General features: G+C 46.5%; 24 protein-coding genes and 1 pseudogene. 1 reads left to right on the forward strand and 24 read right to left on the reverse strand.

Annotation, left to right across the window (positions count from 1 at the left end; translation table 11 throughout):
* Positions 1 to 2: 2 nt before the first annotated feature.
* Entirely contained in the window at positions 3 to 491 is a 489-nt protein-coding gene (locus LEP1GSC061_RS04470) for a hypothetical protein (protein ID WP_016544394.1), read from the forward strand.
* Positions 492 to 599: 108 nt separating this feature from the next.
* Here LEP1GSC061_RS04470 and LEP1GSC061_RS04475 read toward each other — a convergent pair whose 3' ends face one another.
* The 24 genes and pseudogenes from LEP1GSC061_RS04475 to LEP1GSC061_RS21000 form a co-directional block, all read right to left on the reverse strand.
* A complete protein-coding gene (locus tag LEP1GSC061_RS04475) occupies positions 600 to 1,274 on the reverse strand; it encodes a methionine ABC transporter permease (RefSeq protein ID WP_016544292.1) in 675 nt (224 codons plus the stop codon).
* Positions 1,271 to 2,311: a methionine ABC transporter ATP-binding protein gene (locus tag LEP1GSC061_RS04480; RefSeq protein ID WP_016544589.1), complete on the reverse strand. Its 1,041-nt coding sequence runs from the start codon at positions 2,309 to 2,311 to the stop codon at positions 1,271 to 1,273. The genes LEP1GSC061_RS04475 and LEP1GSC061_RS04480 overlap by 4 nt, the downstream gene beginning before the upstream one ends.
* Positions 2,290 to 3,117, reverse strand: coding sequence for a MetQ/NlpA family ABC transporter substrate-binding protein (locus LEP1GSC061_RS04485; RefSeq protein WP_016545025.1), 828 nt, complete (start codon positions 3,115 to 3,117; stop codon positions 2,290 to 2,292). Before LEP1GSC061_RS04485 ends, LEP1GSC061_RS04480 begins: the two co-directional genes overlap by 22 nt.
* Before the next feature lie 23 nt (positions 3,118 to 3,140).
* Complete coding sequence (locus tag LEP1GSC061_RS04490) at positions 3,141 to 4,352, reverse strand: YeeE/YedE family protein (protein ID WP_156844496.1); 1,212 nt, start codon at positions 4,350 to 4,352, stop codon at positions 3,141 to 3,143.
* 9 nt (positions 4,353 to 4,361) lie between these two features.
* Positions 4,362 to 5,315, reverse strand: a complete 954-nt coding sequence (locus LEP1GSC061_RS04495) for a sulfurtransferase (RefSeq protein ID WP_016544357.1) — start codon at positions 5,313 to 5,315, stop codon at positions 4,362 to 4,364.
* Between the two features lie 36 nt (positions 5,316 to 5,351).
* Complete coding sequence (locus tag LEP1GSC061_RS04500) at positions 5,352 to 6,062, reverse strand: helix-turn-helix domain-containing protein (protein WP_016544505.1); 711 nt, start codon at positions 6,060 to 6,062, stop codon at positions 5,352 to 5,354.
* Positions 6,063 to 6,304: 242 nt separating this feature from the next.
* The gene (locus LEP1GSC061_RS04505) at positions 6,305 to 7,186 is read right to left on the reverse strand and encodes a hypothetical protein (protein ID WP_016544661.1); all 882 of its coding nucleotides are present in this window, start codon (positions 7,184 to 7,186) and stop codon (positions 6,305 to 6,307) included.
* Between the two features lie 4 nt (positions 7,187 to 7,190).
* Positions 7,191 to 8,600: an MBOAT family O-acyltransferase gene (locus tag LEP1GSC061_RS04510; protein WP_016544318.1), complete on the reverse strand. Its 1,410-nt coding sequence runs from the start codon at positions 8,598 to 8,600 to the stop codon at positions 7,191 to 7,193.
* A 76-nt stretch (positions 8,601 to 8,676) separates the two neighbouring features.
* A complete protein-coding gene (locus tag LEP1GSC061_RS04515; RefSeq protein ID WP_016544878.1) occupies positions 8,677 to 9,924 on the reverse strand; it encodes an adenylate/guanylate cyclase domain-containing protein in 1,248 nt (415 codons plus the stop codon).
* A 75-nt stretch (positions 9,925 to 9,999) separates the two neighbouring features.
* Positions 10,000 to 11,076, reverse strand: coding sequence for an ATP-grasp domain-containing protein (locus LEP1GSC061_RS04520; protein WP_016544700.1), 1,077 nt, complete (start codon positions 11,074 to 11,076; stop codon positions 10,000 to 10,002).
* A gap of 5 nt (positions 11,077 to 11,081) precedes the next feature.
* A complete protein-coding gene (locus LEP1GSC061_RS04525; RefSeq protein WP_016545089.1) occupies positions 11,082 to 11,630 on the reverse strand; it encodes a hypothetical protein in 549 nt (182 codons plus the stop codon).
* A gap of 86 nt (positions 11,631 to 11,716) precedes the next feature.
* A complete protein-coding gene (locus tag LEP1GSC061_RS04530) occupies positions 11,717 to 12,871 on the reverse strand; it encodes a Fic family protein (RefSeq protein ID WP_198014240.1) in 1,155 nt (384 codons plus the stop codon).
* A gap of 71 nt (positions 12,872 to 12,942) precedes the next feature.
* Positions 12,943 to 13,707 carry a phosphate ABC transporter ATP-binding protein PstB gene (pstB, locus tag LEP1GSC061_RS04535; RefSeq protein WP_016544270.1) on the reverse strand — a complete coding sequence of 255 codons (765 nt, stop codon included), beginning with the start codon at positions 13,705 to 13,707 and terminating at the stop codon, positions 12,943 to 12,945.
* A gap of 37 nt (positions 13,708 to 13,744) precedes the next feature.
* Positions 13,745 to 14,689: a phosphate ABC transporter permease PstA gene (gene pstA, locus LEP1GSC061_RS04540; RefSeq protein WP_016544366.1), complete on the reverse strand. Its 945-nt coding sequence runs from the start codon at positions 14,687 to 14,689 to the stop codon at positions 13,745 to 13,747.
* Positions 14,690 to 14,720: 31 nt separating this feature from the next.
* Positions 14,721 to 15,779, reverse strand: a complete 1,059-nt coding sequence (gene pstC / locus LEP1GSC061_RS04545) for a phosphate ABC transporter permease subunit PstC (protein WP_016544514.1) — start codon at positions 15,777 to 15,779, stop codon at positions 14,721 to 14,723.
* A gap of 74 nt (positions 15,780 to 15,853) precedes the next feature.
* Positions 15,854 to 16,693, reverse strand: a complete 840-nt coding sequence (locus LEP1GSC061_RS04550; RefSeq protein WP_016544391.1) for a phosphate ABC transporter substrate-binding protein — start codon at positions 16,691 to 16,693, stop codon at positions 15,854 to 15,856.
* A 173-nt stretch (positions 16,694 to 16,866) separates the two neighbouring features.
* On the reverse strand, positions 16,867 to 17,322 hold the full coding sequence (locus LEP1GSC061_RS04555) for an LA_3150 family lipoprotein (protein ID WP_016545073.1): 456 nt from the start codon (positions 17,320 to 17,322) through the stop codon (positions 16,867 to 16,869).
* A gap of 21 nt (positions 17,323 to 17,343) precedes the next feature.
* The gene (locus tag LEP1GSC061_RS04560) at positions 17,344 to 19,023 is read right to left on the reverse strand and encodes a hypothetical protein (protein WP_016544939.1); all 1,680 of its coding nucleotides are present in this window, start codon (positions 19,021 to 19,023) and stop codon (positions 17,344 to 17,346) included.
* A 441-nt stretch (positions 19,024 to 19,464) separates the two neighbouring features.
* On the reverse strand, positions 19,465 to 20,052 hold the full coding sequence (locus LEP1GSC061_RS04565) for an energy transducer TonB (RefSeq protein ID WP_052006494.1): 588 nt from the start codon (positions 20,050 to 20,052) through the stop codon (positions 19,465 to 19,467).
* Positions 20,043 to 20,462 (reverse strand): ExbD/TolR family protein, encoded by a 420-nt coding sequence (locus LEP1GSC061_RS04570; RefSeq protein ID WP_016544263.1) that lies wholly within the window; start codon positions 20,460 to 20,462, stop codon positions 20,043 to 20,045. The genes LEP1GSC061_RS04565 and LEP1GSC061_RS04570 overlap by 10 nt, the downstream gene beginning before the upstream one ends.
* 14 nt (positions 20,463 to 20,476) lie before the next feature.
* A complete protein-coding gene (locus LEP1GSC061_RS04575) occupies positions 20,477 to 20,896 on the reverse strand; it encodes an ExbD/TolR family protein (RefSeq protein WP_016544771.1) in 420 nt (139 codons plus the stop codon).
* Between the two features lie 36 nt (positions 20,897 to 20,932).
* Complete coding sequence (locus tag LEP1GSC061_RS04580) at positions 20,933 to 21,751, reverse strand: MotA/TolQ/ExbB proton channel family protein (protein WP_016544458.1); 819 nt, start codon at positions 21,749 to 21,751, stop codon at positions 20,933 to 20,935.
* A 398-nt stretch (positions 21,752 to 22,149) separates the two neighbouring features.
* Complete coding sequence (locus LEP1GSC061_RS04590) at positions 22,150 to 23,463, reverse strand: amidohydrolase family protein (RefSeq protein WP_016545054.1); 1,314 nt, start codon at positions 23,461 to 23,463, stop codon at positions 22,150 to 22,152.
* 216 nt (positions 23,464 to 23,679) lie between these two features.
* Positions 23,680 to 23,871, reverse strand: a pseudogene (locus LEP1GSC061_RS21000) (transposase); the annotation flags it as partial.
* Positions 23,872 to 23,960 lie beyond the last annotated feature (89 nt).

Genomic DNA, 23,960 nt, shown 5'->3' on the forward strand with positions numbered 1-23,960 from the left:
CTATGTCCGGGCGAAAATTCAGTAAAGCGGAAAGAATCGGGATTTATATATTGATTTTTCTGATCTCCTGCGGAGGAGAGATCGGAAATCAGCGGAGTAAATCGGATTTACAGAAGGGACTCTCTCTTTTCGGCACTGTGGAAGGTATGGAATGCGGAGTTCCCGTTAAAATACGGGAAGCAGGTCCCGACGGAAACGTTGAGCTGCTCTATGTTCCGTTTAACGCAAGGGTAAAGTTGAAAGAGGATATCCGCAATTACGTGCATTATGCACAAGAAGGAAAATACCATAGGGAATACGTGGGTTGGGTGATGCGGAATTCCACAAATCCTCAGGACGCGGAAAGATTATACCAGTTCTCCTTATTGGCGAATTTGTCGTCTTCCCGTTGGTACGACGGAAAGACGGGAGAGATCGTGCCTTTGGAGGGTATTCTACGGTATAAAAAATCCGGAGGAGAATGGATTTCTTTGGGAGCCTTCGACCATTAGGTTTTTTGAATCTGCAATGATTTCCGCGAATCGAACGGTTCATGAATCGGCTTCCGGAAGTTACCACAGTCATTTGATCCGCAGATTCTGCGGATTCTTTTTATCCGCTTAATGGCGCACTCGTTTGTCGCTTCTTTTTCTGAGTAGATCTCCTACCCATTGGAAAGTCTGCACTAATACCACGAGAACGAGAACAGTGGAGAACATGATATCGTCCTCGTATCTGTAATATCCGAAACGTATGGCCAGATCTCCTATGCCTCCGCCTCCTACGATCCCCGCCATCGCCGAATATCCCAAAAGACTGATCGTAGTTACGGTAACGCCGGAGAGAATTCCCGGTAAGGCCTCGGGGATCAAAACTTCCTTTATGATGAGCGTTAGACTCGCTCCTGTGGAAACGGCTGCTTCCAATACTCCTTCAGGAATTTCTCTCAAAGCGGTTTCTACGAGTCTTGCGAGAAACGGAATCGCAGCCACAGAAAGGGGAACGGAGGCAGCCAAGGGGCCGATCGTGGTTCCGGTCAAAAATTGCGTGATCGGAATCAATGCAACGAGAAGAATTACGAACGGTATGGAGCGAATCAGATTCGCGGCGCCGCCTAGAATCGCGTTTAGGATTCTGTTCTTAAGAAATAAGCCTTTATCAGTCAGGTAGATCAGAAAGCCCAAAGGGATTCCTAATAAGAGCGCCGCTCCGAGGGAAATTCCCAGCATGAGAAAAGTCTGTGCGAACGCGGATCCTAAATCCGGTAGGAGTTCCTGCCATTTTTCCAAACTCATTGGAAAATTTCCTCCACTTCCGCTCCGTATCGTACGAATGCGGAACGGATCGTTTCCGTGCTTCCGTCGTCCTTATCCGTCTCCAAATAAAAGACCCCTATCGGTCGACCTGATATGTACTCGATTTTGCTGTGTAGAATGTTCGGCACTATATTCGTAGCTCGGATTACTTTGCCGAGAATGGGTTCCTTGGCGGTTTCGTTTCTAAGCACGACCCTTAATAGTCTACCTTTAGCGTGAGAAAGCGTTTCGGCCGGAATGGAAGCGGCAAGGACTCCGCCTGTTAACTTTTTCGTAATTTGCTCTGTCGGATCCGCAAACAATGAATAGGCGGATCCTACCTCTACAACTCTTCCTTTTTCCATAACCGCTACGGAGTCGCAGATCTCTCGAACAACCTCCATTTCGTGGGTCACAATCAGGATTGTAATGGAAAATTTGCGATGGATATCCTTTAGAAGTGCGAGAATGGAGCGAGTGGTTTCCGGATCTAGGGCGGATGTAGGTTCATCGCAGAGCAGCAGATGGGGATGGTTGGCGATGGCCCTTGCGATACCCACCCTTTGTCTTTGCCCTCCGCTCAATTGATTGGGATAGGATTCTTCTTTTTCCTCCAGGCCGATAAGACCTAGGAGTTCCTTCACTCTTTCTCGGATCTTCTTCTTATCCCATCCCGCGGCCTTCAAGGGGAGGGCTATATTATCGAATACTTTACGATTCGAGATCAGGTGGGATTGTTGGAATACCATCCCGACTCCGGAGCGGTGTTTTTTCAGTTCTTTGCCTTTTAAGAAGGAAACGTCCCGACCTTCGAAATAGATTTCGCCCGAATCGGGTATTTCCAGAAGATTAGCGAATCGAAGTAGGGTGCTCTTTCCGGCTCCGGTGCTTCCGATGACTCCGAAGATATCGCCTTTACCGATTTTTAAGCAGACGTTCTCTACGGCGGGAGAAACCGATTTCGGAAACGCCTTAGAGACGTTCCGAAATTCTAATATAGTTTCCGAACTTTCGTTTAATTCTTCTTTCCGAACCATTCCGGTTTTTGGAATCCTTTGAATTCTTTGTCGATGACGGCTTCGAATTCCGGAGATTTTACCGCGGCGACGATATCTTTCGCGAATACGGAGTCCTTTTCGTCTTCTCGAACCACTATGATATTCTTATGCTCTTCCGCAAGTGTTTCAAGGATCACGGCCTTGGTCAGATCCAAACCGGAAGCGATCGCAAAGTTTCCGTTGATGGCTGAGAAATCAGTGCTTTCCAAGGACCTAGGGAGTTGGGCCGCTTCCAAAGGTAGGAATTGGATCTGCTTTTTGTTCTCCGTTATATCGCTCAAGGAAGCTTTGGTAGGAATCGCATCCGGATTCACTTTAATGAAACCTAATTCTTGGAATAGTTTCAATGCCCTAAGTTGGTTGGTCGGATCGTTCGGCAGAGCGATTGACGCCTTTTCTTTGATATCCTTAGGATTCTTGGTCTTTCCGGCGAATACGGACATAGGTGCCGTAGGAACATTTACGATTGCCGCTAATTTTAAACCTTTATCAGCCGTGAATTTTTTGAGATAAGGAACATGCTGGAAAAGATTCGCGTCGATGTCACCTGAGGAGAGGGCTAGGTTCGGTTGGATATAATCGCTGAATTGGACAATCTCCAGGCTATATCCTTTCTTTTCCAAAGCGGGGAAGACCGCTTTCTTCAGCAAATCTCCGTACGGTCCGGGACAGATTCCTATCTTAAGAGATTTTCTGTCTCCGGGTAATTTAGGGGCTTCTTTCTTTCCACATCCCAAGAATAGGGAAGAAAGAATTAAAAATACTGCAAATACTTTGGTTCTCATGGAATTATACCTCTGTTTTGTTCCTACGATTTTGTTTTCAATAATGCCAATCCGGAAAGTATCCCCGGAATGAGTCCGGCTGCGAATACGAAACCGGAAAGGGATTGCGCGGACACACCCGAGAAGAATGTTCCGAAAGTACAACCCACTGAGACCATGGCCCCCCATCCTAGTAAAATCCCACCCGATAAGGAGAATAGGGACTTTACGAAGGGGGCTTCTCCGATATTCAGTCGGAATTGTCCGGCTCCGATCGCGGATCCGAAGGAGCCTAAGATCAGACTCAACGTAAAGACCGCGTTGATCGTAAAGAGATGCGAGACTTCTCCTGTGGTCGCACATCCCGCTATAGAGTCCAGTCCTTCTAAGCGAGTCGGAATCACTCCTAGTAGATTTCCGAAATCCCTACTCAACCTACCTATCTCGGAAGTTACCCCTATGGGGCGGACTCTGAAATAGTAAAGTAAGGAAACGATTCCTACACCGATTCCTCCCACCCATGCCGGCCATCGTCTTTCGAGTAAATTGGCAGGAAAGGGTGCATAGTAGAATGCATTCTTGGATCCGGATCCCTTGCGCGCGACCCAGACTGCCAGAAAGAAAAAAATTCCTAGACACACTAACAGGGAGCCTGCGTAGCCGAAATGTTTCGGCAACCAGACGATCGGAGCTTCCGCCACCCATTCTAAGTAGAAGAAATTCCAGGAAAGGAAACCCAGAATGAAGCCTATTCCGCTCCCTAATAAGGCGAACCAGGAACCTAAGGAACCTTCTCCGATCCGATACAAATGACCGCTAATACAAGATCCGGAGAAGGACATGCCCAATCCGAAGGCAAATCCGCCCAAAAGAAGATGGATATGCACCGGAGAGATGAACGCGTTAGGCGGAAGATATCCCGTTTCTGGAGAAGGAATCCAAGCCCCGAAAATGGCGCCGTATCCGATCGTAGATACCGTGAGAGCCGAAAGAATAGAGAGTATTCCTTCGGTTTCCTTTCGAAGTATGAAATCCTTGAAATTACAGAAAAAGCAGAATCGCGATCTCTGCATGATAAACCCCAAGGCTCCTCCAGTAAGGGCACTGAAGGAGTAGTCTTTACCGTAGCCTTCCCGGATATGGAGAAGATACGAGAAGGAAAGAATCGAAAAAGCGATCAGGCCGAAACCGTAATATCCTAATCGTTTCTTTCTTTCTTCTTGGGACACGTTAGTTTCGATCAATAGGGGAGACATTCTCCTCCTTCATTTACCGGTCCAAACGGTGCCTGACGGATTGTCTATGGGAACTCCTACTGCGTTGCCGTATTCTGTCCAGGATCCGTCGTATTGTCTTGCATCGTACCCCAATAGTTTGGAGAGAACGAACCAGGAGTGGCTGGACCTTTCGCCGATTCTGCAATATACGATCACCGGTTTGGAGCCGTCGATTCCCGCTTCCGAATAGAGTTTCTTTAATTCCGCCACGGACTTGAAGGTTCCGTCCTCTTGATTCACCGCTTTTGCCCAAGGAAGATTGATCGCACCGGGAATATGCCCTGCACGAATGGAAAGCTCTTGGATTCCTTGAGGAGCGAAGATCTTGCCGCTGTATTCGTCGGGAGAACGGATATCTAGAATGGAGAATTTATTCTTGGACTCCACGGCTTTCAAAACGTCCGGAAGTTTGGCTCTGAGTTTCTTATTCTCTACCGCGACCTTATAAGAAGAAGGGGAAGGATTCGGAGTGTCAGAAGATAGAGGTCTTTTTTCCAATTCCCATTTCTTTCTTCCTCCGTTAAGAATTCGCACATCCTTGTGACCGTAATAATTGAAGATCCAGGCTCCCCAGGCTGCGAACCAGTTATTATTGTCCCCGTAAAGAATGATCGTCGAGTCGTTTGAGATTCCCGCCTTGGAAGCGAGTTCTTGGAACTTTTCTTTCCCGACTATATCCCGTTTGGGCTGGTCTACAAGATCGGTATGCCAACGGAAATTTACGGCACCCTTGATATGCCCTTTCTCGTAGACTCCCGGATCCACGCTGACTTCGATCAGGCGAACCTTAGGGTTTTCCAGGTTTTTACTCAGCCATTCAGTATCTACGACGGCGTCCTCGGGAGCCGCCCAGATGCTCGTGGCCGCGATAAGGAGTAGGCTGAAAGCCGACGCCGTTAAAAGAATCTTTTTCATACGATTCACCTCTTTTACATACTTCATGAATTTATAATTTTTCCGTTCCGTGCGCTCAATGGATCAACCTCCCAAATTCCGTCCGTTTCTCTCGGTAGTTCGATCCGGATCCGTTAAGCTTTTGGAATAGGTCATTACGAGATAGAAAAACGAGGTAATCTTTCCCGGGTTATGATAAGAATGGGCGATGTCCGCCTCGAAAAAGAACGAATCTCCTTTTTCCAACCGAAAAAGTTTACGCCCGACGGATACATCCAACTTGCCCTCGGTTATAACAAGATTCTCTAATGTTCCGGGGGGATGGGCCACCGCTTTCTCGGTATATCCGGGGGCTATCTTGAGTTCGTAGAATTCCGCGGATTTATGCGTGTCGAATGGAAATAGGGCCCTGGATACGAACTTCCCGTCGCCGGAGGATAGGAATTTCGCATCCTCGAGTTTCAGAATCTGAGCGGTTTTATTTTCTTCCGCGGTTAATAGGCTGGAAAAGGAAACGTTCATCGCTCGGGAGATTCTCCAAAGCACGTTAATCGTCGGGACTGATTTGCCTTTTTCGATAAGACTAAGCATGGAACGACTCACACCCGATATGGCGGAAAGTTTTTCCAAGGAAAGGCCGGATCTGGATCTGAGTTCGAAAAGGTTCCTACCCACGGAAGTGGATAGTCCCTCTTCTTCTTGGAAGTCGGAATCTTCCGACGCTCTTACGTATTCTGCCCCGGGCTTTCTCGCGCTTCCGTTCGTATGTGGGGAGGTTTCTGCGGATTTCCCCATATCAATCTTCCATACGGAAAATGAATATTTGGGTGAGAATCGTTCGGAAATCGCTCCAAACTGTATTCTTATATATTCTCGATATATCCGTCATAACGGATATAAATTCCGATATTTCGGAAGGCTGTCAAACCGCTAAAAGAGGCGCTGGATCGAAATCACGCGATTCTGCACAAAATATTAAACGTTTGTAGGATATCCTGCACGAAACGAAGGAGCTATTATGCGGGGGTTCTAAACGATTATTTTAAGGATTCTGCATATTCCTTTAGTTCCGCGAAGAATCGATTGGCCTCGGGGTAAGTTAGATGCAAAGCGTCGCTATCCTCATACGGGCCTTTCTTTGCGAAATACCAGATATATTCGGATTCGGGAAAATTCTCGCGGAAAGTTTCTCTGGTCCTTGTCTCTTTGGGAGAGGAGAGTATTTTGGGGTGCATGGGAATTTCGAAGAAGATAGGACGAACTCCTCTTTTACTCAGTACGTCCAGGAAACTACGAACCGATTCGACCCTTTCCTTTAATTTGCTTTGCTCTACGGGAGCTCCGTACCAACGGATCGTTTCCTCCAAATGTTCCGCCTTCAATTTTTTTTCCGCATCGGTATTTGTGGGAGAAGGCGACGTTGTCGTCGGATTACCCATTTTTAACCAGGGTAAATGAGAGGGGAGATCCAAGAAAAGCCCTGCAAGGAAATTGAAAGGTTGGTTCTCGGAAAGAAGGATGGGCAATTTTCTATGGGTGAAAACGAAGAATTCTTCCGTATTCTCCTCGGCAAACTTGGAATTCTCTTTTACGGAAAGTTGATTGACTTCGATGAGTACGAATTTGGGAGAAAGATCGGATTTTGCCAGAAGGGATAGTCCGGTGAGAGCTCCTTCTCCCACTAGGGAAAGATTGAACCAACGGGAATTCTTATCCGGTATCATTCTATCCGACATGGAGGATCCGGTAAGAATATACTCCGCATTTTTTCCTTCGGTTAGAAACGCTTCCGCTCGCATGCGATTGTGCTGCCACCAGCTTTGCTTGGGGATCCGGGAGGGAGTTGCGAATCCCAACAATAGGGAATAACCTCCCAGGAAGATGAAGAAGAATAAAATTAATCTTAAGTAAAATTTCATAATGCTAAAACTGAAAATAGATAAAGGAAGCCGAAGGCCCTTTGTTCAGGAAAATCAGGAAAAGTAATACCGCATATCCCGCCGAAGAAACCCATTCGTTCGTTTTCTCCGAGTATTTTTCCTTATGCCAACCGTAAGCATGGTATAAAAACACCGGAATGGAGAAGAAGATCAGAAAAGAGAGCAACTCCCAATCCGGAGCCACTTTCCAATTGGATCCTATCAGACCGAGATATTTAACCGCAACCTCGAAGTTGGGAAGACGGAAAAGCAACCATAGAACGGAAACGGATAGGAAAACCAGAGTCGCCCTGAGGTAGGAAACTATGCGAGTTGCAGGAAGAGAGAACGGAAGATTCTGCTCCAAAAATCTTTCCAAAAGAAGCAAGAGTCCGTGACCGATCCCCCAAACCATATACCTCCATTCCGCTCCGTGCCACAAGCCGCCCAAGGCCATAACAAGAAAGAGATTTAAATAGGTCCGAAAGTTTCCTTTTCGATTTCCGCCCAAAGGGATATAGAGATAATCCCTCAGCCATGTGGATAAGGAAATATGCCATCTTCTCCAAAACTCGGAAAAGCTGGAGGATATATAAGGAAAATTGAAATTGATAGGAAGTTTATAGCCGAAGAGAAGCGCCGTGCCTATCGCTATCAGAGAATATCCCGCAAAATCGGCGAAGATCTGGGCGGAATATCCTAAGATTAAAAGCAGTAATACCCAGGAAGAATGGTGTGCGTTATACGGGAAATCTATCACGAAAGTTAAGTCGTTCAGATTGTCCGCGAGTACGGATTTTAAAAAGTAACCTAAAATTAGGGTCTTTGTAGCCTCTATCCAGGGGATATCCCGAAACTCTTTGGATCGGATCTGAGGGAAGAATTCCTTTGCCTTGACGATGGGACCGGCCACTAATTGGGGAAAGAAATTGATGTATAAGGAAGATTTCAGCAGAAGATTCGGATACGAAGCGCGTTCTTTCATGATATCCGGGCCTATACGATAGAAATCCACCACCATGCTGATACCGTGGAAGGTATAAAAGGAAATCCCGATAGGCAAAGGGATAAGGAAAATCCAATGGAGTCCCGCGTTTCCCGAACTTCCGAGGAAGGTCTTGGCGAATAACCCGCTATATTTAAAGAAAAATAATACGCTTAGGTTCAGAACGATCCCGAGCGCCAGAACCAGTTTCTTTTTTGCGAAATCCGGAGTCTGGATCAGATACACTATACTCGCATTCCAGAATATGGAAAAGAGCAGTAGTATCAATAACCAAGGGTCGGAATACGCATAAAAATAGAAACTCGCTCCTACGACGATTAGGAGTTGGAATCTTTTCAGAAAGGGAAGATAATAGAGAAAAAAAGTGACGCTAAGGAAAATCAGAAATCCGAGGCTATTGAAATTCATGGGCAGAAAAACTGGTTGGTTTAAGTTCTTCGCCCGGACCAATCGGTCAAGGATCTATGATTTTCCCCGCAAAATTCTAGACGGAAACTGCTGTTTGATTTTGGTCAATTCCTCCGGATCTTAGGCCCTTCACTAGAAACATCTCGATTTCACCTTTATTCTTTGCTTTGATTAAACCCCTGGATTCGCAAAGAAATTGGTCCCGGACCAAATGGAAGGTCTGCTTAGAGATGTTCACTTCTCCCGGAAGACCGGAGCTTTCCATTCTGCTCGCCGTATTGACCGTGTCTCCCCAAATGTCATAGGCGAATTTCTCCGTCCCGATGACTCCTGCGACGACGCTACCGGTGTGAATCCCCAATCTTAGCTCCCATGTAGGAAGACCTAACCTGGTTCTCTCTTCCTTATGTCTTTTCATGAATTCCTGGAATTCGAGGCCGCAAAGTACCGCGTCGATCGCATGAGTATGATTCGGTTCCGGAAGTCCTCCGGCCGCCATATAGGCGTCTCCGATCGTTTTGATCTTTTCCATGTGATATTTTCCCGCGATTTTATCGAATTCCGCGAAGAAGAAATGTAATTCTCCTACGAGTTCTTCCGGACTCATCTTCTCCGCAATATTCGTGAATCCCGCCATGTCCGTAAAAAGTACCGTTACGCTATCGTATCTCTTCGGCTTTACCGTATCGTTTCTCTTTAATTCGTCCGCGATCTGTTCGGGCAGAATATTCCGTAGCAGGTTATCTGATTTTTTTCTCTCTATGTTCAGATTTCGACTTAGAATAAATATCAGTATTCCCGTAAGAATTTGCACGAAGATATAGTTTCCTCCGAGGTCCATATACATCGCGTTTCTATTCGCATGGGGCACGATAAAGTTCGGATGGATGAATTCTACGAAATACAGAAATCCGGTGACAAATGCGTAGAGTCCGTATATAACGAAAACGTTATGATTTCTGAGGAGAATAGTAGCTATTACCAGGGCGGGAATGAAATAGTAGTGATTTCCTCCCTGGGATCCCGCGTTCAAAAACCAAAGGGAGGAAAGATAAAAAAGAATCGTAAGATTCAGTGGCCAGAACAGGGCATAGTAAACGCTTTTGACTCGGGAATAATAATACATCGCTAAAAGTGCGATTCCCGAGATTAGATTCAAGGCTATGATACGATAATAATATTCCTGGTCTTCCAGAAAAACGGATCCTACTATGTTTAAGCTTCCGTTAACGAAGGAGATGGCATTGAAGAGCCTATGCTCCAGAGAGTTTTTTTTAGGATCTCCGAATATTAGATAGATCAGCTGAAAAAAACGATGCTTCATACTTTCCTCCGGGCTTAAACTGCTAACATATGGAACCGTTTTGGAAGAATAGGAAACAAATTTTCCACTCGATTTTCAGGAAGAAATCCGGGAGACCCCTCGATTTTCACGATAAAATCGGAAGATCGCCCCAAATATGTCCAGGAATCCGGCTCTTCTTCCCGTTGAGCCTCTTGCGATCCGAAACAATAAGCCCCACTGTCTGAAGAGGATCGCGTATCTTTCCTGGATGGAGAAACGAGGATCGTATATGTTTGTGGATTCGGAAGTTACACCGTTCAGTTCCACGATATGTAAATCTTCTCCTTTTAGAAATTTCCCCAAGGAGGAGAATCTAACGTCGTAGCGCCCGAATTGGAATCCTGGAAACCGGGAGGAGATTTGGTCGATTTTCTCTTCTAGCTCGGGGGTGATCCACTCGGACCCGTCTAGGAATAAGGTTCCTTGGCAATGATTGCCCGCTTCCGCGAGTCGGATTTTTTCTCCCGGCGGAGGAATTTGGTTCCAGACGGAGGAGAATCGTTTTTTAAATACTTCCTTTTGGATTCTGAATCTAGGATGAGAATCCACTAAAGTCGATAGACTCGAATGGCCGTCTCCGATCAGAAAGGGAAATACTTTTCTAGTGATGGAGAATATTCTTCCAGTTCGTTCTCCAGGCAATCTATAATAGAAAATACCGGCTTCGAATGGGCCCGGATGAAATTCCTGTATGATCGAGTCCACATAAGAATTTTCTAATTCTCTCCGTAAAGAAGTTTCATCATCGATTCTTTTGACCCCTTGTCCTCTCTGTCCTGCGTCCGGTTTCAAAATCACCGGAAAATTCAGGCCGTTTTCCTGCATTCTTCGGAGAACCTCCTCCGGATTTTTCCGGGATCGTGGAACGGAAAGATATTGCAGAACGTATTTGTGATCCAAATGATCCAGGATATCCGATTTGGACTCTCCGATTAATCCTCCCAAAGGAATACGATCATTTACGGATGCGATGGATCCGAATCCCAGCGAACTTACGCATCCCCGACGAATCGATCTAATAGATTGGAATGCGATATACGGTATAAGGGGGAGGTATAGAAGCCAATTAGGCCAAAACTCCATAGAATCAAATTTTTCTAATAAATCCTTTTCGGTTTGAGCCTCTAACATGGACTTTATATCACCGGGTCCCAGGCAGTGAAGGAATTTACGGATATATGATGCCTCAGAGTGGACACGGCGAATCCGAAACTTTCCGGAAGATCGTCGAATCCTAAGTCGTGCTGTAATGCCACTTTCAGGATGGCTTCATGGTGGACCGTGTGTTCCCTAACGTATAATAACTCCCTTTCCCAGGAAGAGTCCGAAATCTCCTCCGTACCGGAAGCAGGATCAGAGATATGAGCCACTGTTATTTCCTTATCCCCGATCTTGTCTTTCAGTTCGTAGGCGAGTTCCTCCAAGCGAATAGAGGCCGCACTATTGGAGGATTCGAAGATAGGATTTCTGGCTCTGCGATCGTAGGAGATCCTACCCGTTTCCCAACCGTTTAGAAGCGCTTCGCCGACTTCCAGACAATGCCGTATCTGTTTCCCGATCGTAGCACCGGACAATAAGGGGAGGGGGCGAGAATAATTTCGATCGGGGATTCTTCGGGCCAGGTCCGCCAAACGAAGGAATGTCGCCTCGAGGGAGGATTGGACTGCGGGTTTTGCTGCGATCATCGGAAAAAGGATTCGATCCCGGACATGACTTGGTTACACTTTGGGTGGCGATTTCACCGCAAAAATTTCCTCCAAATGGAAGTCTGTCATAGGAGAGGAGAATAATGAGTGCTGCGTCCGCCCGCGCTCTCCTTTTTTAAGATCCCCTTGGAAATCAAGTCTTGGATATCTCTCGACGCGGTATCTTGGGAGGAATGTGTGAGTTTGGCGTATTTGGAGGAAGTGAGAGGATCATTTGTTCCTTCTAAAGCCCACTTTAAGACTTTGATTTGTCTCTGGTTCAGGGATACTCCGGAGTATTTATGCCAGAAAGCGCTTTTCTTTAGTATTAGTTCGACCGTTTCTTCGGCGAATTGTATGGACCTGCCTAGACAATCCAAGTACCATGAGATCCATCGGGTGATGTCCAGATTCGCTTTTTGGGAAAACTCCAAGATTTCATAATATTGCTTTCTTTCCTTTTGGATTCCGGAACTCATGCTATAAAATTTGGGCAAACCTTCTTCGGATCGAGTTAGGAGCATATCGGAAATTGCCCGAGCGATTCGCCCGTTTCCGTCTTCAAAGGGATGTATCGTTAAAAACCAAAAATGGGAAACGGCGGATTTCAGAATGGAATCCATTTCGGTTTCCTGTCGAAACCAGGTCAGGAATCTTTTCATTTCCTTGGGAACGCTTTTGGCCTTAGGGGCCTCGTAATGCACGACTTCTCTCCCCATCTTACCGGAAACGACTAACATAGGATCCGATCCCGGTTTGCGCCAATCTGCGACGGTGATCTTTTTTAATCCGCTTCTTCCAGATGGGAATAATGCGGAATGCCAAGAGAATAGACGTTCTTCGGTAAGAGGATGGGAATGATTTTCGGTGGCGTCTAATGCCATTTCAACGATCCCGTCGATTTCGCGTTCTTCTTCCGGAATTGCCGCGCTTTCTATCCCTAGGTGTCGAGCGATGGAAGAGCGTACTTGTTCCGGGTCCAGAGATTCTCCCTCGATGGCGAAGGAACGAACGATTTCTTCCTGTAAGGCTCTTATTCGAGTGTCCGATTGTTGTTCGAATCCTATGCTCCGCATTTGGCCCGAAAAAATCCCTTGTTTATGTCGGATAGAACTTAGATGAGCGGAAATCACCTTCTCATTCCAGGTAAATTCCGGCCATGTTGGGATCTGATAAATATAGCGGGTCACCGGCAAAAGCTCCGTTTGCCTAAGGATGGTCCTATTCTCCGCAAAAGTCAATTATTCTCCGCAAAATATGCGGAGAATAGGGGTCCTATTCTCCGCAAAAAACGGAAAGAGAAGGCGGTCCCTTAACCGAATTTGCCGGAAATATAGTCTTCGGTTTCCTTCTTAGAAGGATCGTGGAACATTTTCTTAGTGGAATCGAATTCCACCAAACGCCCCATATAAAAGAAGCCGGTATAATCGCTGACTCGAGCCGCTTGCTGCATGTTATGGGTCACGATCACGATCGTGTAGGAGTCCTTGAATTCGGAGATGAATTCCTCCACCTTCTTGGTGGAGATTGGATCCAAAGCGGAGCAGGGTTCGTCCATGAGAATGACTTCCGGATTCATGGCGATAGCTCTTGCAATACAAAGCCTTTGCTGTTGTCCTCCGGAGAGTCCGAGAGCGCTATCATTCAGTCTGTCCTTGACTTCTTTCCAGAGAGCGGCCTTGCGAAGGCTTTCCTCCACGACATGATTCATCTCGTCTTTGGGCATGCCTCCGTTCAATTTCAGACCGTAGGCGATATTCTCATAGATGGATTTGGGAAAGGGGAAAGACTTTTGGAATACCATTCCCACTCTCTTTCTCAATTCCACTACGTTCATTAGAGGATCGTAAACATTGATTCCGTCAATTTCCAGTTTTCCATTTACCTTGGTTCCGTCGATCACATCGTTCATCCGGTTGATGGATCTGAGGAATGTGGATTTACCGCAACCGGAAGGTCCGATGAAGGCGGTTACCTTCTTGGCTTGGATCTCCAGGGAAATGTCGTGGAGCGCCTGACTTTCTCCGTAGAAGAAATTAAAATGGCGGGCTTTGATCTTTATCTTTGTATCTTTCACTTGCGATTAACTCCTCGCAGTTCTTAAAAAGGTCGGTTTAAACATGAGCTCTGCCTCGAGCCTTTCTGATTTTATAACGTAGGTAAGTGGCGAAGAAACTCATTCCGAAGGTAAGAACGAGTAGGACCACGGTTGTCGCATATTGCTTAGGCATCGCCGCATCCACATCCGGAGACTGGGTGGAGAGAACGAATAGATGGTATCCCAATTGCATGAATTGATCGGATAAATGAGTGGGTAGTTCGGGTAAAGAATACACCACTCCTACGAAAAGAATGGGGGCCACTTCTCCAGCTCCTCTTCCTATGGCAAGAATGGCTCCCGTAAGAATTCCGGTAACCGAGTTGGGAAGAACCAATTTCCAAATCGTCTGCCATTTGGTGGCACCCAATGCCAAGCTGGATTCTCTCATTTCTCTGGGAATACTTTTCATCGTTTCTTCCACGGAGATGATCACTACAGGAAGAGTGAGAATGGCTAGAGTCGCCGCGGCCCAGATAAGCGCGGGTTTTCCCCAAACGGCCGATGTGTTTCCTGCGGCAAAATCGATTCCTTTACCTATGAATTGGATGAAGAATCCCACTCCGAAAAGACCGAACACGATGGAAGGAACTCCCGCCAAAGTGTTGATGGCGAAACGAACGGTCATGGTGAACCTGGAATCCCTGGAAGTGTATTCCGAAAGAAATATGCCGGTTGCTGTTCCGATCGGAATGCTAAAAAGGATCATTATGAAAACGAGGTATACTGTCCCGTATATCGCGGGAAAGATCCCTCCCTCTAAGTTATTGTTCCGAGGGGCTTCGGTCAGGAATTCCCAGGACACGCCGGAAAGACCCTTGTAGAGTATGTTTCCCAGCATAAACAATACAGCGAAGAGTATGATTCCGGTCGCAAGCATCGGAAGACCCACCGCAAGAATAGAGAAGAGTTTATCTTTGATGACTCTTTTGCGTTTAAGTTTGACTTTTTTCCATTTCAAGGTTGTATACCGAGTCTATACGAAGAGTTCATTAAGATCCGTGGAATTTCTTCATCAGCTTCTTCTTTACGTATAATTCCGTAAAAGCGTTTAAAGAAAACGTAAATAGAAAGAGAAGAACTCCGAGGAAGAATAGAATATTATAATGTTCAGAACCCCAGATCACTTCGCCCATCTCCGCGCCGATGGTCGCGGCAAAAGTACGGCTGGGATCGAAGATTCCGAAGGACATAAGGGGAGCGTTACCGGTTGCCATGAGGGCGATCATGGTCTCTCCGAAGGCTCTACCCACTCCTAAAAGAACCGCGGCAAAAACCCCGGGCAGGGCGGCAGGTAACATGACACGATAGGCGGTTTGCCATTCGGTGGCCCCGAGTGCTAGGGCAGCCTGTCTATAGGATTGGGGGACGGTGCTGAGTGCGTCTTCGGCCACCGTGAAAATGATCGGAGTGACTGCGATAGCGAGACCGATTCCTCCGGTTAATGCGTTTAACCGAAAATCCAAATCAAAGGTGGCTTTTACAAGAGTCGCCACATCCATCAGACAGAAAAATCCGATGACTACCGACGGAAAATTGGCCAACATTTCTATCGCTGGTTTAACGATTTCGCGAACCCTTCTGGGTGCGAAAAATGTAATATTTAAGGCCGCGAGAATGGCCAGAGGAGCTCCGATCAGAATGGCAATAAGAGTGGTCTTGGCTGTTCCTACGATAAGAGGAAGAATACCGAATTTAGGAACCGAAGATACCGGTTGCCAGATCTTACTGAATAGATTTTCGAATAAGGACAGTTTTTCTGGCTCAGGTTCCTTGGAGGAGGAACTGAGAGGAGTTAATTCCAGAGTGTCTCCGTCCGGATTGTACTCGCTGGGAGCCGATTCTCCGCCGACGCTTTGTTCTGCAACTACAGGATTCGATTTATCGGAGAAGAAGAGGGAGGATGCTTCGCGAAACACGAAGAAAAAGATGAGTAGAATCAGTAATATGGATATCGCGGCGATTCCTTTGACCAAGGACTCGGCGACCGTGTCGATTCTTCGCCTGCTGGGCCTTAGTAGATACTTCAGCAGAGGATCAATTTTGCTCATTGAAAATATTCCGAATCACAGAGTTAGAGAAACGGCTCCGATTGGGAAGTCCCTTTCAGAGCCGAGTCCAAGAATTATTTCTTTTTTAACGGGAAGTAGCCGACTTCTTTTACGACCTTCTGACCGTCTTTTCCGATGACCCAATCCACGAACTTTTTGGTCTCGTCTTTCGGAGCCTCTCTCAGATAGAAATAAAGATATCTGGAGATAGGGTATTTATTGGAGAGAATATTCGCTTCAGTAGGAAGTTCCGCCTTTCCGTTTTCATCCAAAGAAACCGCCAGGTCTTTCACGCCGGATGCGTAAGCAGCACCGCCGTAACCGATTCCCCATTTATCCTTGGAGATCGCGTTCACGAGTGCGGCGGTTCCGACCATATGCTGAACCGCAGGGTCGAAATCCTGTTTTTCCAATACGTGGTCTTTGAAATATTCGTAAGTTCCGGAATTGTTTTCACGGCTGTAGAGAACGATTTTGTGATCTTCTCCTCCCAGCTCTTTCCAATTCGTGATTTTTCCGGTGAAGACTTTTCTTAGTTGTTCGATGGAGATTTTCGCCAGTGGATTCTTCTTATTCGCGTAAACGGAAAGTCCGTCGATCGCTACTTTGATTTCCACTCCGTTGGAATTATATTTTTCCTTTAACTGTTGGATTTCCGCAGGCTTAAGGGGGCGGGAAGCGGAGCAGATGTCCGTGGTTCCGTTGATCAGGGCCGCGATTCCGGTTCCCGAGCCTCCGCCGGTCACTTGGAACTGGACGGATTTGTCAGGGAAGGATTCCGTCCATTTTTGGACTAGGATAACCATGGTATCCGAACCTTTGATCGTGATCGTCTTTTTCTGTTCCCCGGATACGGAAAGAGAGAAAAGAGCTAAACTTAGAAAGACTAAAAGTCTTAAGCTTATTTTTTTCATCTGTTTGATATTTCTCCTGAAATATTTTTGAATCTTAGATAAGAACCGTTACGAACGGATTTCTCGGATATTACAATCCCGATACACTCTGTTTTATCGCTTTGAAACGGCATTTTAACGCATTCTACGAAAACGGGCCCCTCATCTCGAGGATGAAGGGCGCCTAACTCTATTTAATGTGCGGGAAATCCCACTGCCGTTCTGATTTTGTTACCGCAATCGCCGCTAGCCTGTCCCAGATTGGGGTCGCAGGTATAGCTTTTGAAGTTCACAGGGGTGGCGTTCGTAGGAATTCCGGAGCCCAAAAATCCTAGAGCGCTGCAAGTTGATTTGGAAAGCGCGGACTTCCTGAGTTCCGTATCCAGAGAGTGTCCAAACATTACATAAAGGTAATAGTTGGTCGGAGAAATCGGAGTGTTCGAAGTCCCGAAAACCGTAAAAGTATCGTAACAGGTTCCGGTGTAATCGGTGAAATTACCCGCGACCTCCACCACTACGATGGATTTGTTTCCGTCGTCCGGAGTCCCCACAAGGGCGGTCAATAGTGCTGAGTCCTGGGCCTTGTCCGAAGCGCAGGAAATCGCCAGCAACCCCAGGATCGGAAGTATGAATTTAAGTTTAGATTTCATAAAATTTCTCTTCTTCCTTTGTTAATCTAGTCTGGTATTCAATTGGTCCGGAGTAACTACGCCGGTCCAGAAAGTGGCTTGCAATTGGAAATATACCGTTTGGTTGTTCACGGTCTCATGCTCACGAGTGACAGGATCTACTCCGTATTTCAGTACGGGAATCTGGTAGAATAACTGGGCCTTGAACAGGTGTTTGTCTCCGAATAGATTCAAACCCACCCAGTAGTATTTTTTAAGATCCGTATCTTCGATCTTACCGTTGCGGTTGAAATCTCCTTTTAGGAAATCGTATCTGAAAACGGGCATAATCCAATATTTATCGAATACTTGGATATTGTATCCGACGGTAGCCTGCCATCCGGAAAGACTGTTGGAGGCAGCTCCGCTATAGGCGGTGTAAGCTCCGCTCAGATAAAAGCCGTTCCAGCTCATGGTTCCATCGTAAGTATAACCTCTTAGATCCAGATTTTTCTGGCAATAGCTGGTTTGATAACTGGGAACCGCGCAATCGTAGGTGCTGTTGTCCGCGGTAGTTTGGGTGGTGAGAAGATACTGAGTAGGAGCTCCTCTCGGAATCGCGCCGTCCACCGCGAGAGTAGAGGCGGGTCCCGAACTAAAGCTTACGTTTTTAGTCTGCATGGCCGCGGCTCCAAGGGAGATTTTCAGATCCTTTTGAAAGATTTCCTCTCCTTCCTGCCAGCCGACGTTGCTACCGTTTTCCTTGACTAGTCCGCCTAAAACGTTCCATTGCACTCTCGCAAAGTAAAGGGGAGAATTCAATACAGGTTGGTTGGGCCTTCCGGCTACCGTTAGGTCCTGGCGTCTGCCGGTACCGTAGTCTCCACCGGCTCCATGACCGTTACCCGCCATAAGGTCTACTGTTAGGTATTTTTCGTATTTTCCTTCGAAGAAATCCTTTAAGGGAGAAAGTCTGAGATTGACCCCCATATCGAACTGCGGATAAGCATTGGTCATATAAGAGCGTTCCAAAGCGATGAAGTTCGCGGAAGACATCAGATATTCCCTATGAAACTGGGTAGGCAATTGCCCGAAGCTGACTCTCGCTCCCATGATAGGGATATTCACGTATAAGAAAGCTTCTTGGATATAACCCCTTCCTTCTTTCAAGGAAACGTTGGTAACTTCTCCCGTAGTATTTTTGCTTTGTGTGATATAGGGAGCGTTCAGCATGTTTTCTCCCCTCAGGTTCAAGGCCATTCCCCACCAGGATCCGCCTTGGTATTGGACTCCCAAGCGAAGACGTCTGAAGTTCCAATCTACGGAGTTAAAGTCCCCGTTTCCGTTATTATAATTGGATCCGGTTTGGGCGGAAATTCCCCTAAATTGGACCCTTCCGGTGATAGTGAGTCTTTCTTTTTGGGGTTCATCGGGACGATTGGTAAGGTGATTCGGGTATGCATTGAATTTAGGATCATGCTTATTGATCGCCTTATCGATCTTACTCTTAAATCTTCCCGGGCCGGGTTTGGTAAACAACTGTCCGTCCTGATCCTCATATATGGTGATTTCTTCCGGCTTCGGTTTTTCCGGAGCTGGCTTAGGGGGTTCTCCTCCTCCCTGTGCTAAGTGTTCTTGAGAGAATGCCGTTCCGGAAAGTAATAATAATCCGAAAGGCAGTAACCTTAGGAGGCAAAAGCGACCTAGGCCTATCATCTCATTCTTTTCTGCGTTCTTCTTCATTCAGAGTCCCTTGGTTTTTTTCGCAAATGAGGGGATTCCCTCGCGAATTCTATTTCTTACGTTCAGGTAACAGAATGATCTCAGAAGGTTACAAAATGATTACAACATGGCGAGGATTTGGTTACAAAGCCGAGACGAGGCCTTTTTGCGGAAGTTCGGCATTAGTATAGTTACAAATTAGGAACGGGATTATCTAATCATATGTTTGTTGTTTTGGAATTTAGAGATCCGATTGCTCGACCGACCCGGAAGAAAAAGATGCGAAGCCGAGACTTAAAGCTAAACGGATAATATTCGGTTGAAAGGATTGTAGATTGAGGGAATGGCGAAGGGTTATTCTATTCTTCTCAGGTATGTTAGAAAAATAGAATAAGGGATCATGGATCTTTCCTCCGCGCTCATTCCTCTTGAAAAGGGATAAGAGGGGAGGAAAGTCGTCGTTTAATACAGATTGAAACGGACAGGTACCAGAACTTTTACGGTTATGGCCTTTCCTTCCAAAATCGAAGGGGAGTATTTCTTCCTGTAAAAGGTTTCGATCGCGGAATTTTCCAGACCGTAACCCAATGCTTTTCCGATGTTTCGGACTCTTAAGACTTCTCCCGAGTCTGCGATGACTACTTCTAATGTCAAGGTTCCCGTAACACCGGCAGCCTGAGCGTCCTTGGTATAAGCAGGGATCAGGTTAGGAGATAGATCCACCGGGGCGGTTGCTCCGGAAATAACTTGGTCTTGGGCGCCGGCGATTCTCGGATCCTCTTTTTTCTTGAGAGTATCCGTTTCTTCGAAATCTCCGTCGTCGGGGGATCCCGTATTCGGGTCCTGGATCACCAAGTTGTCTACGAAAGCCACCTCATCCACCAAGCTCTCTAATCGGTTGGATTGGAAAGAAGGAATGTACCAGAAGGAAAACAATAACAACTGCAGTATTATCGAAACCCCTACCCAGAATTCTACGCGATAACGATCGACGAACTTGCGTAGCTTTCCTCTGGGAGCTTCGATTGTCGTTTTTTGATTCACTTCAATCCACCTCCCTGAGTAGTCTTGGTGACTAAAGAAACTTTCAAGGCTCCCGCTTCTTTTAGAAGTTCGAAAGCGGAATCCAAATCGGCGTAAGGCAGATCCTTGTCTGCATGAACCAATACCTTCAGATCGGGGGTAGTGGTTAGTTTCGCGCGAATATTATTGATCGCCTCGTTGATCGGCATCTTTACCTGATTATAAAAGACGCTTCTGTCTTTATCCGCACTCAGGTATAAGTTTGCGATTTTCTTGTTCAACTGTTCTCCGCCCGGAACGTCGGGAAGGGCGATAGGAATGTCCGGATCAGTATCCAAAACCGAAGTCACCATGAAGAATACGAGCAGCAGGAAGGCGATGTCCGCCATCGAGCTGACCGGAATCTTAGGTGCTTCTTTCTTTTTCTTTAATGCCATTATGTTCCCCGTCTTTACTTTAGCCGTTTAACGGATATTTTGGTAAATCCCCGCAGCTGGACGGCGGATAACGCGTCTAGCATGTTCCCGTATTTCGTTTCTCCGGTGGTTTTGATCAGTGCGATCTTTTCCGAGATATTGTCGATTTCTAGAGCGTTCAGTTCGGCGCGGAATTCCTTTAAATTCTGGTATTCCTTGGTGCCGATCTTTTTATTACGCATCTTGATCACTTCACCCGAGACAAGGACCTCGTAGACGTTTTCCCTCAAAACCAGGGTTGGCTCCGCGTCTTTTCTAGGAAGTTGGATATTCAAACCTTCCTTAACGAAGAAGACGGCGGTGACCATGAAGAAGACGAGAAGTAGGAAGGCGATATCCGACATCGACGATGCGGAGATTTCCTCGAGTTCTTTCTTTTTCTTAAGCTGAATCATAATAAGATCTTCTTACCGAAGCGATTCGGTCGCTTATTACGCTCTCGCGTTATTTTTCAGGAACTCTTTGTAGATGCGGTTGGCCGCTTCTTCCACTTCGGAAGTAAAGCCGTCGATCCTGGAAGTAAGATACTGGTGGAAAGTCATCGCAGGAATCGCGATAATCAAACCTGCAGCGGTTGTAATCAAGGCTTCCTTGATACCACCGGCAACCACTTTCGCGTTTACTTGGTCTGCGTTTGCAATCGCGTCGAACGCGTTAATCATACCGGAAACCGTTCCCAAGAACCCGATCAAAGGAGCGATGGTGGAAACTGCGGCGATGATCACCAAACCTCTTTCCAAAACCGTGATGACTTCCGCAGCCTCTCTTTCGATTCCTTTGGCGAAGATTTCCGCGTTACCGGCGGAGACTTCGATTCCGTTTTTCAGAACGTCGGAGATTTTGTATTCGGAGTTCGCTGCGATGAATTCTTTAGCGCCGTCTAAGCCCTTTGCATCCATCTTTTCCGCGAGGTCGATATTGAAACCTTTAGGAAGGAGTTTGGAAGTGAAAAGGAAATACAATCTCTCGAAGATGATACCGAGAGCGACGAAAGAGGAAAGAGCGAGGGGATACATGGTCCATCCTCCCTTTTCGAAGAGGTCCCAGAGTCCAACTTCCTCTTTAGGAGCAGGAGGAGCTACTTCAGGAGCGGGAGTAGCAGCCGGTTCTTCGACTTTTTGCTCCGTGGTAGGAGTAGCCGGAGCCTCGGTCTTTTGGGAGAATAGAGGAGAAGAAACCAACGTAATTGCGCCGGAAATGAGTAGAATAGCCACCCATTGGCGGTTCGAAAGAAATGCGAACTTATGCATTTAAAAAAATACCCCGTAAGAAGTTTATTAGAGAAATGTCTCATTGCTTCTTTACATAAATATTACATACTGGTTACCGATTGGCGACATTCGGTCCGGAGTCCTAGGCTCAGGCTTTTCGGATTTCCCGACTTGATTCCATTTTGTAATAGTTCCTACAGAAATTCGGAAAAAAGGGAACCGGATCGGCCGGCAAGACTGGGCGTGGGTTTTACGAAATAGCATGAAATTGAACCGAGGGATTTTTGGGCCTTTTGGGAACAGGAGCGGTTTTACGATACTGCTTGAAACCGCTTATCCATAGAATTCATTTAAACCCTTACAGCCCCGGGGAATTTCACGAATATTCGTAGGATCGATCATTGTACGTGCAAAAATTAGAATGCAATATTTTATTCTTACTCTTGTTCCGGAGAGAATAGAACTCCTCCTCGCCAGACCGCTTTGGTATTTAAGGTATCGGTAATACGAACGGAAGGATCACCGTCTACAAGAACTAGATCCGCACGAAATCCGTTGGCAATTCGTCCTCGATCGATTAAACCGAAACGGCGAGCGGGAACGGAAGTTGCAGCGCGTAGGGCTTCTAAAGGAGTCAAGCCTGCGGCGACTAAGAGTTGGAGTTCATGATGTAAGCTTACTCCATGAGCTAACCCTCCTAGGCCGGGTGCGGGTTCGGATACGTCGCTTCCCGCTAGAATGTCCACACCTGCTCGATGGAGTATTTTGACGTTATTAAAGACTAGGTTCAGGCTTCCTTGAGGATGAGTATTCATCGTACCGGAAAGGGATTCGAGCCATTCTTTACTTAGTTTAGAGCGAACTCGTTCGTCTTTTGCCAACCATGCGGCATTATTTCCGAAGGCGCTGGATATAACGGAGAGGGTAGGAATGATGAATGTTTTGGAAGAAGAGAGCGCCTGGATGAGATCGGTAGGAGGAGGCGAGTCTACAAATATATGCGCGAATCCGTCCACCCCAGCTTTTAACGCGCGCTTTGTTCCCACGATGGTCGTAGCATGAGCTACGGCCATTTTGCCCTGTCGGTGAGCCTCGTTAACTGAAGAGATGAGGACAGCATCGCTCGGCTCGGGAAGATTCGGGTAACCTACGATCGTTCCGTCTTCTATTATGATCTTAATATAATCGGCGCCCTCCGAAATTTGCTCGTCCACGAATTTCACCGCCTCTTCCGGAGTGGAAACGGAAGGAAAACTGAAAAAATACCGAATGATTAGGTTACTACTGCTATGAATATACTCCGAAGGGTGACCTCCTTTGGCGGTTACTCCCATGCCCGGAGAACGTACGTCGGCTAGATCATGACGCTCCGCAATTTTTTTGCGTTCCCTCTTGGACCAACTTCCCATCATCTCCAATTCGGTAGTGATGCCGAACTTCAGAGCGTCTTTCAAGCCCTCTTCGTCCGTATGGACATGAGAATCGATCAGCCCGGGCATTAATGTCGCACCGTGGGCATCGATCACTACGGCGTCCGCTGGAATCGGTCCGCCCACCGATTGGATGATCTTGCCTTGGATCACGACAGTCGTATCCTCGATGATACGCTCTCCGTCGAAAATCCTTGCGTTCTTGATCGCGAAGGGCTCGTTTTTCAAAACGGCAGGCGCCCCTTTGCATCCTGCAAACTGACTTAGGATAGCTAGGGCGATTATACAAGAGGTCCAACCTGCGGCTTTATTCGGATTCATGCAACGATTCCTTTTTTTAATGAGACCGACTAGGGAAGATTCCGATCCCAAATATTCAACGAAAATTATGGAGAGAATTTTTTATGTTAGCGAATGGAGCGGTCGTTTTTGCGAAATTGTGTGGAGCATCGAGTCGGATCATTACAAAGCGAAGGCAAATGGGAGTGTCTTAAAAATTTCACACAATTTAATCTTGAGATAAGGCTCTCATGACAGTCAAGCCGTGAGCTTTGAAATTTTTAGTTCTTTTAGTTTCTCCATGTCAACATACTTTTTAGTTCCCCATTTCGTGGAGGCAACATGCCTAAGACGAGCAGTGGCCAACATTATGGCAGATCTACCATCCGGGAAAGCTCTCACAACTTTTGTTCTTCTCTTGATCTCTTTTGTGATCCTTTCCGGATGGTTGCTGATTTTATTTTTTGTAAATATTATTTATTTAGAATATTGTTACAAAACGATTTTATATTTATATCCAAAATGGGATATGTGTTTCG

It is taken from the genome of Leptospira wolffii serovar Khorat str. Khorat-H2, assembly GCF_000306115.2.
GTDB classification, from domain to species: domain Bacteria; phylum Spirochaetota; class Leptospiria; order Leptospirales; family Leptospiraceae; genus Leptospira_B; species Leptospira_B wolffii.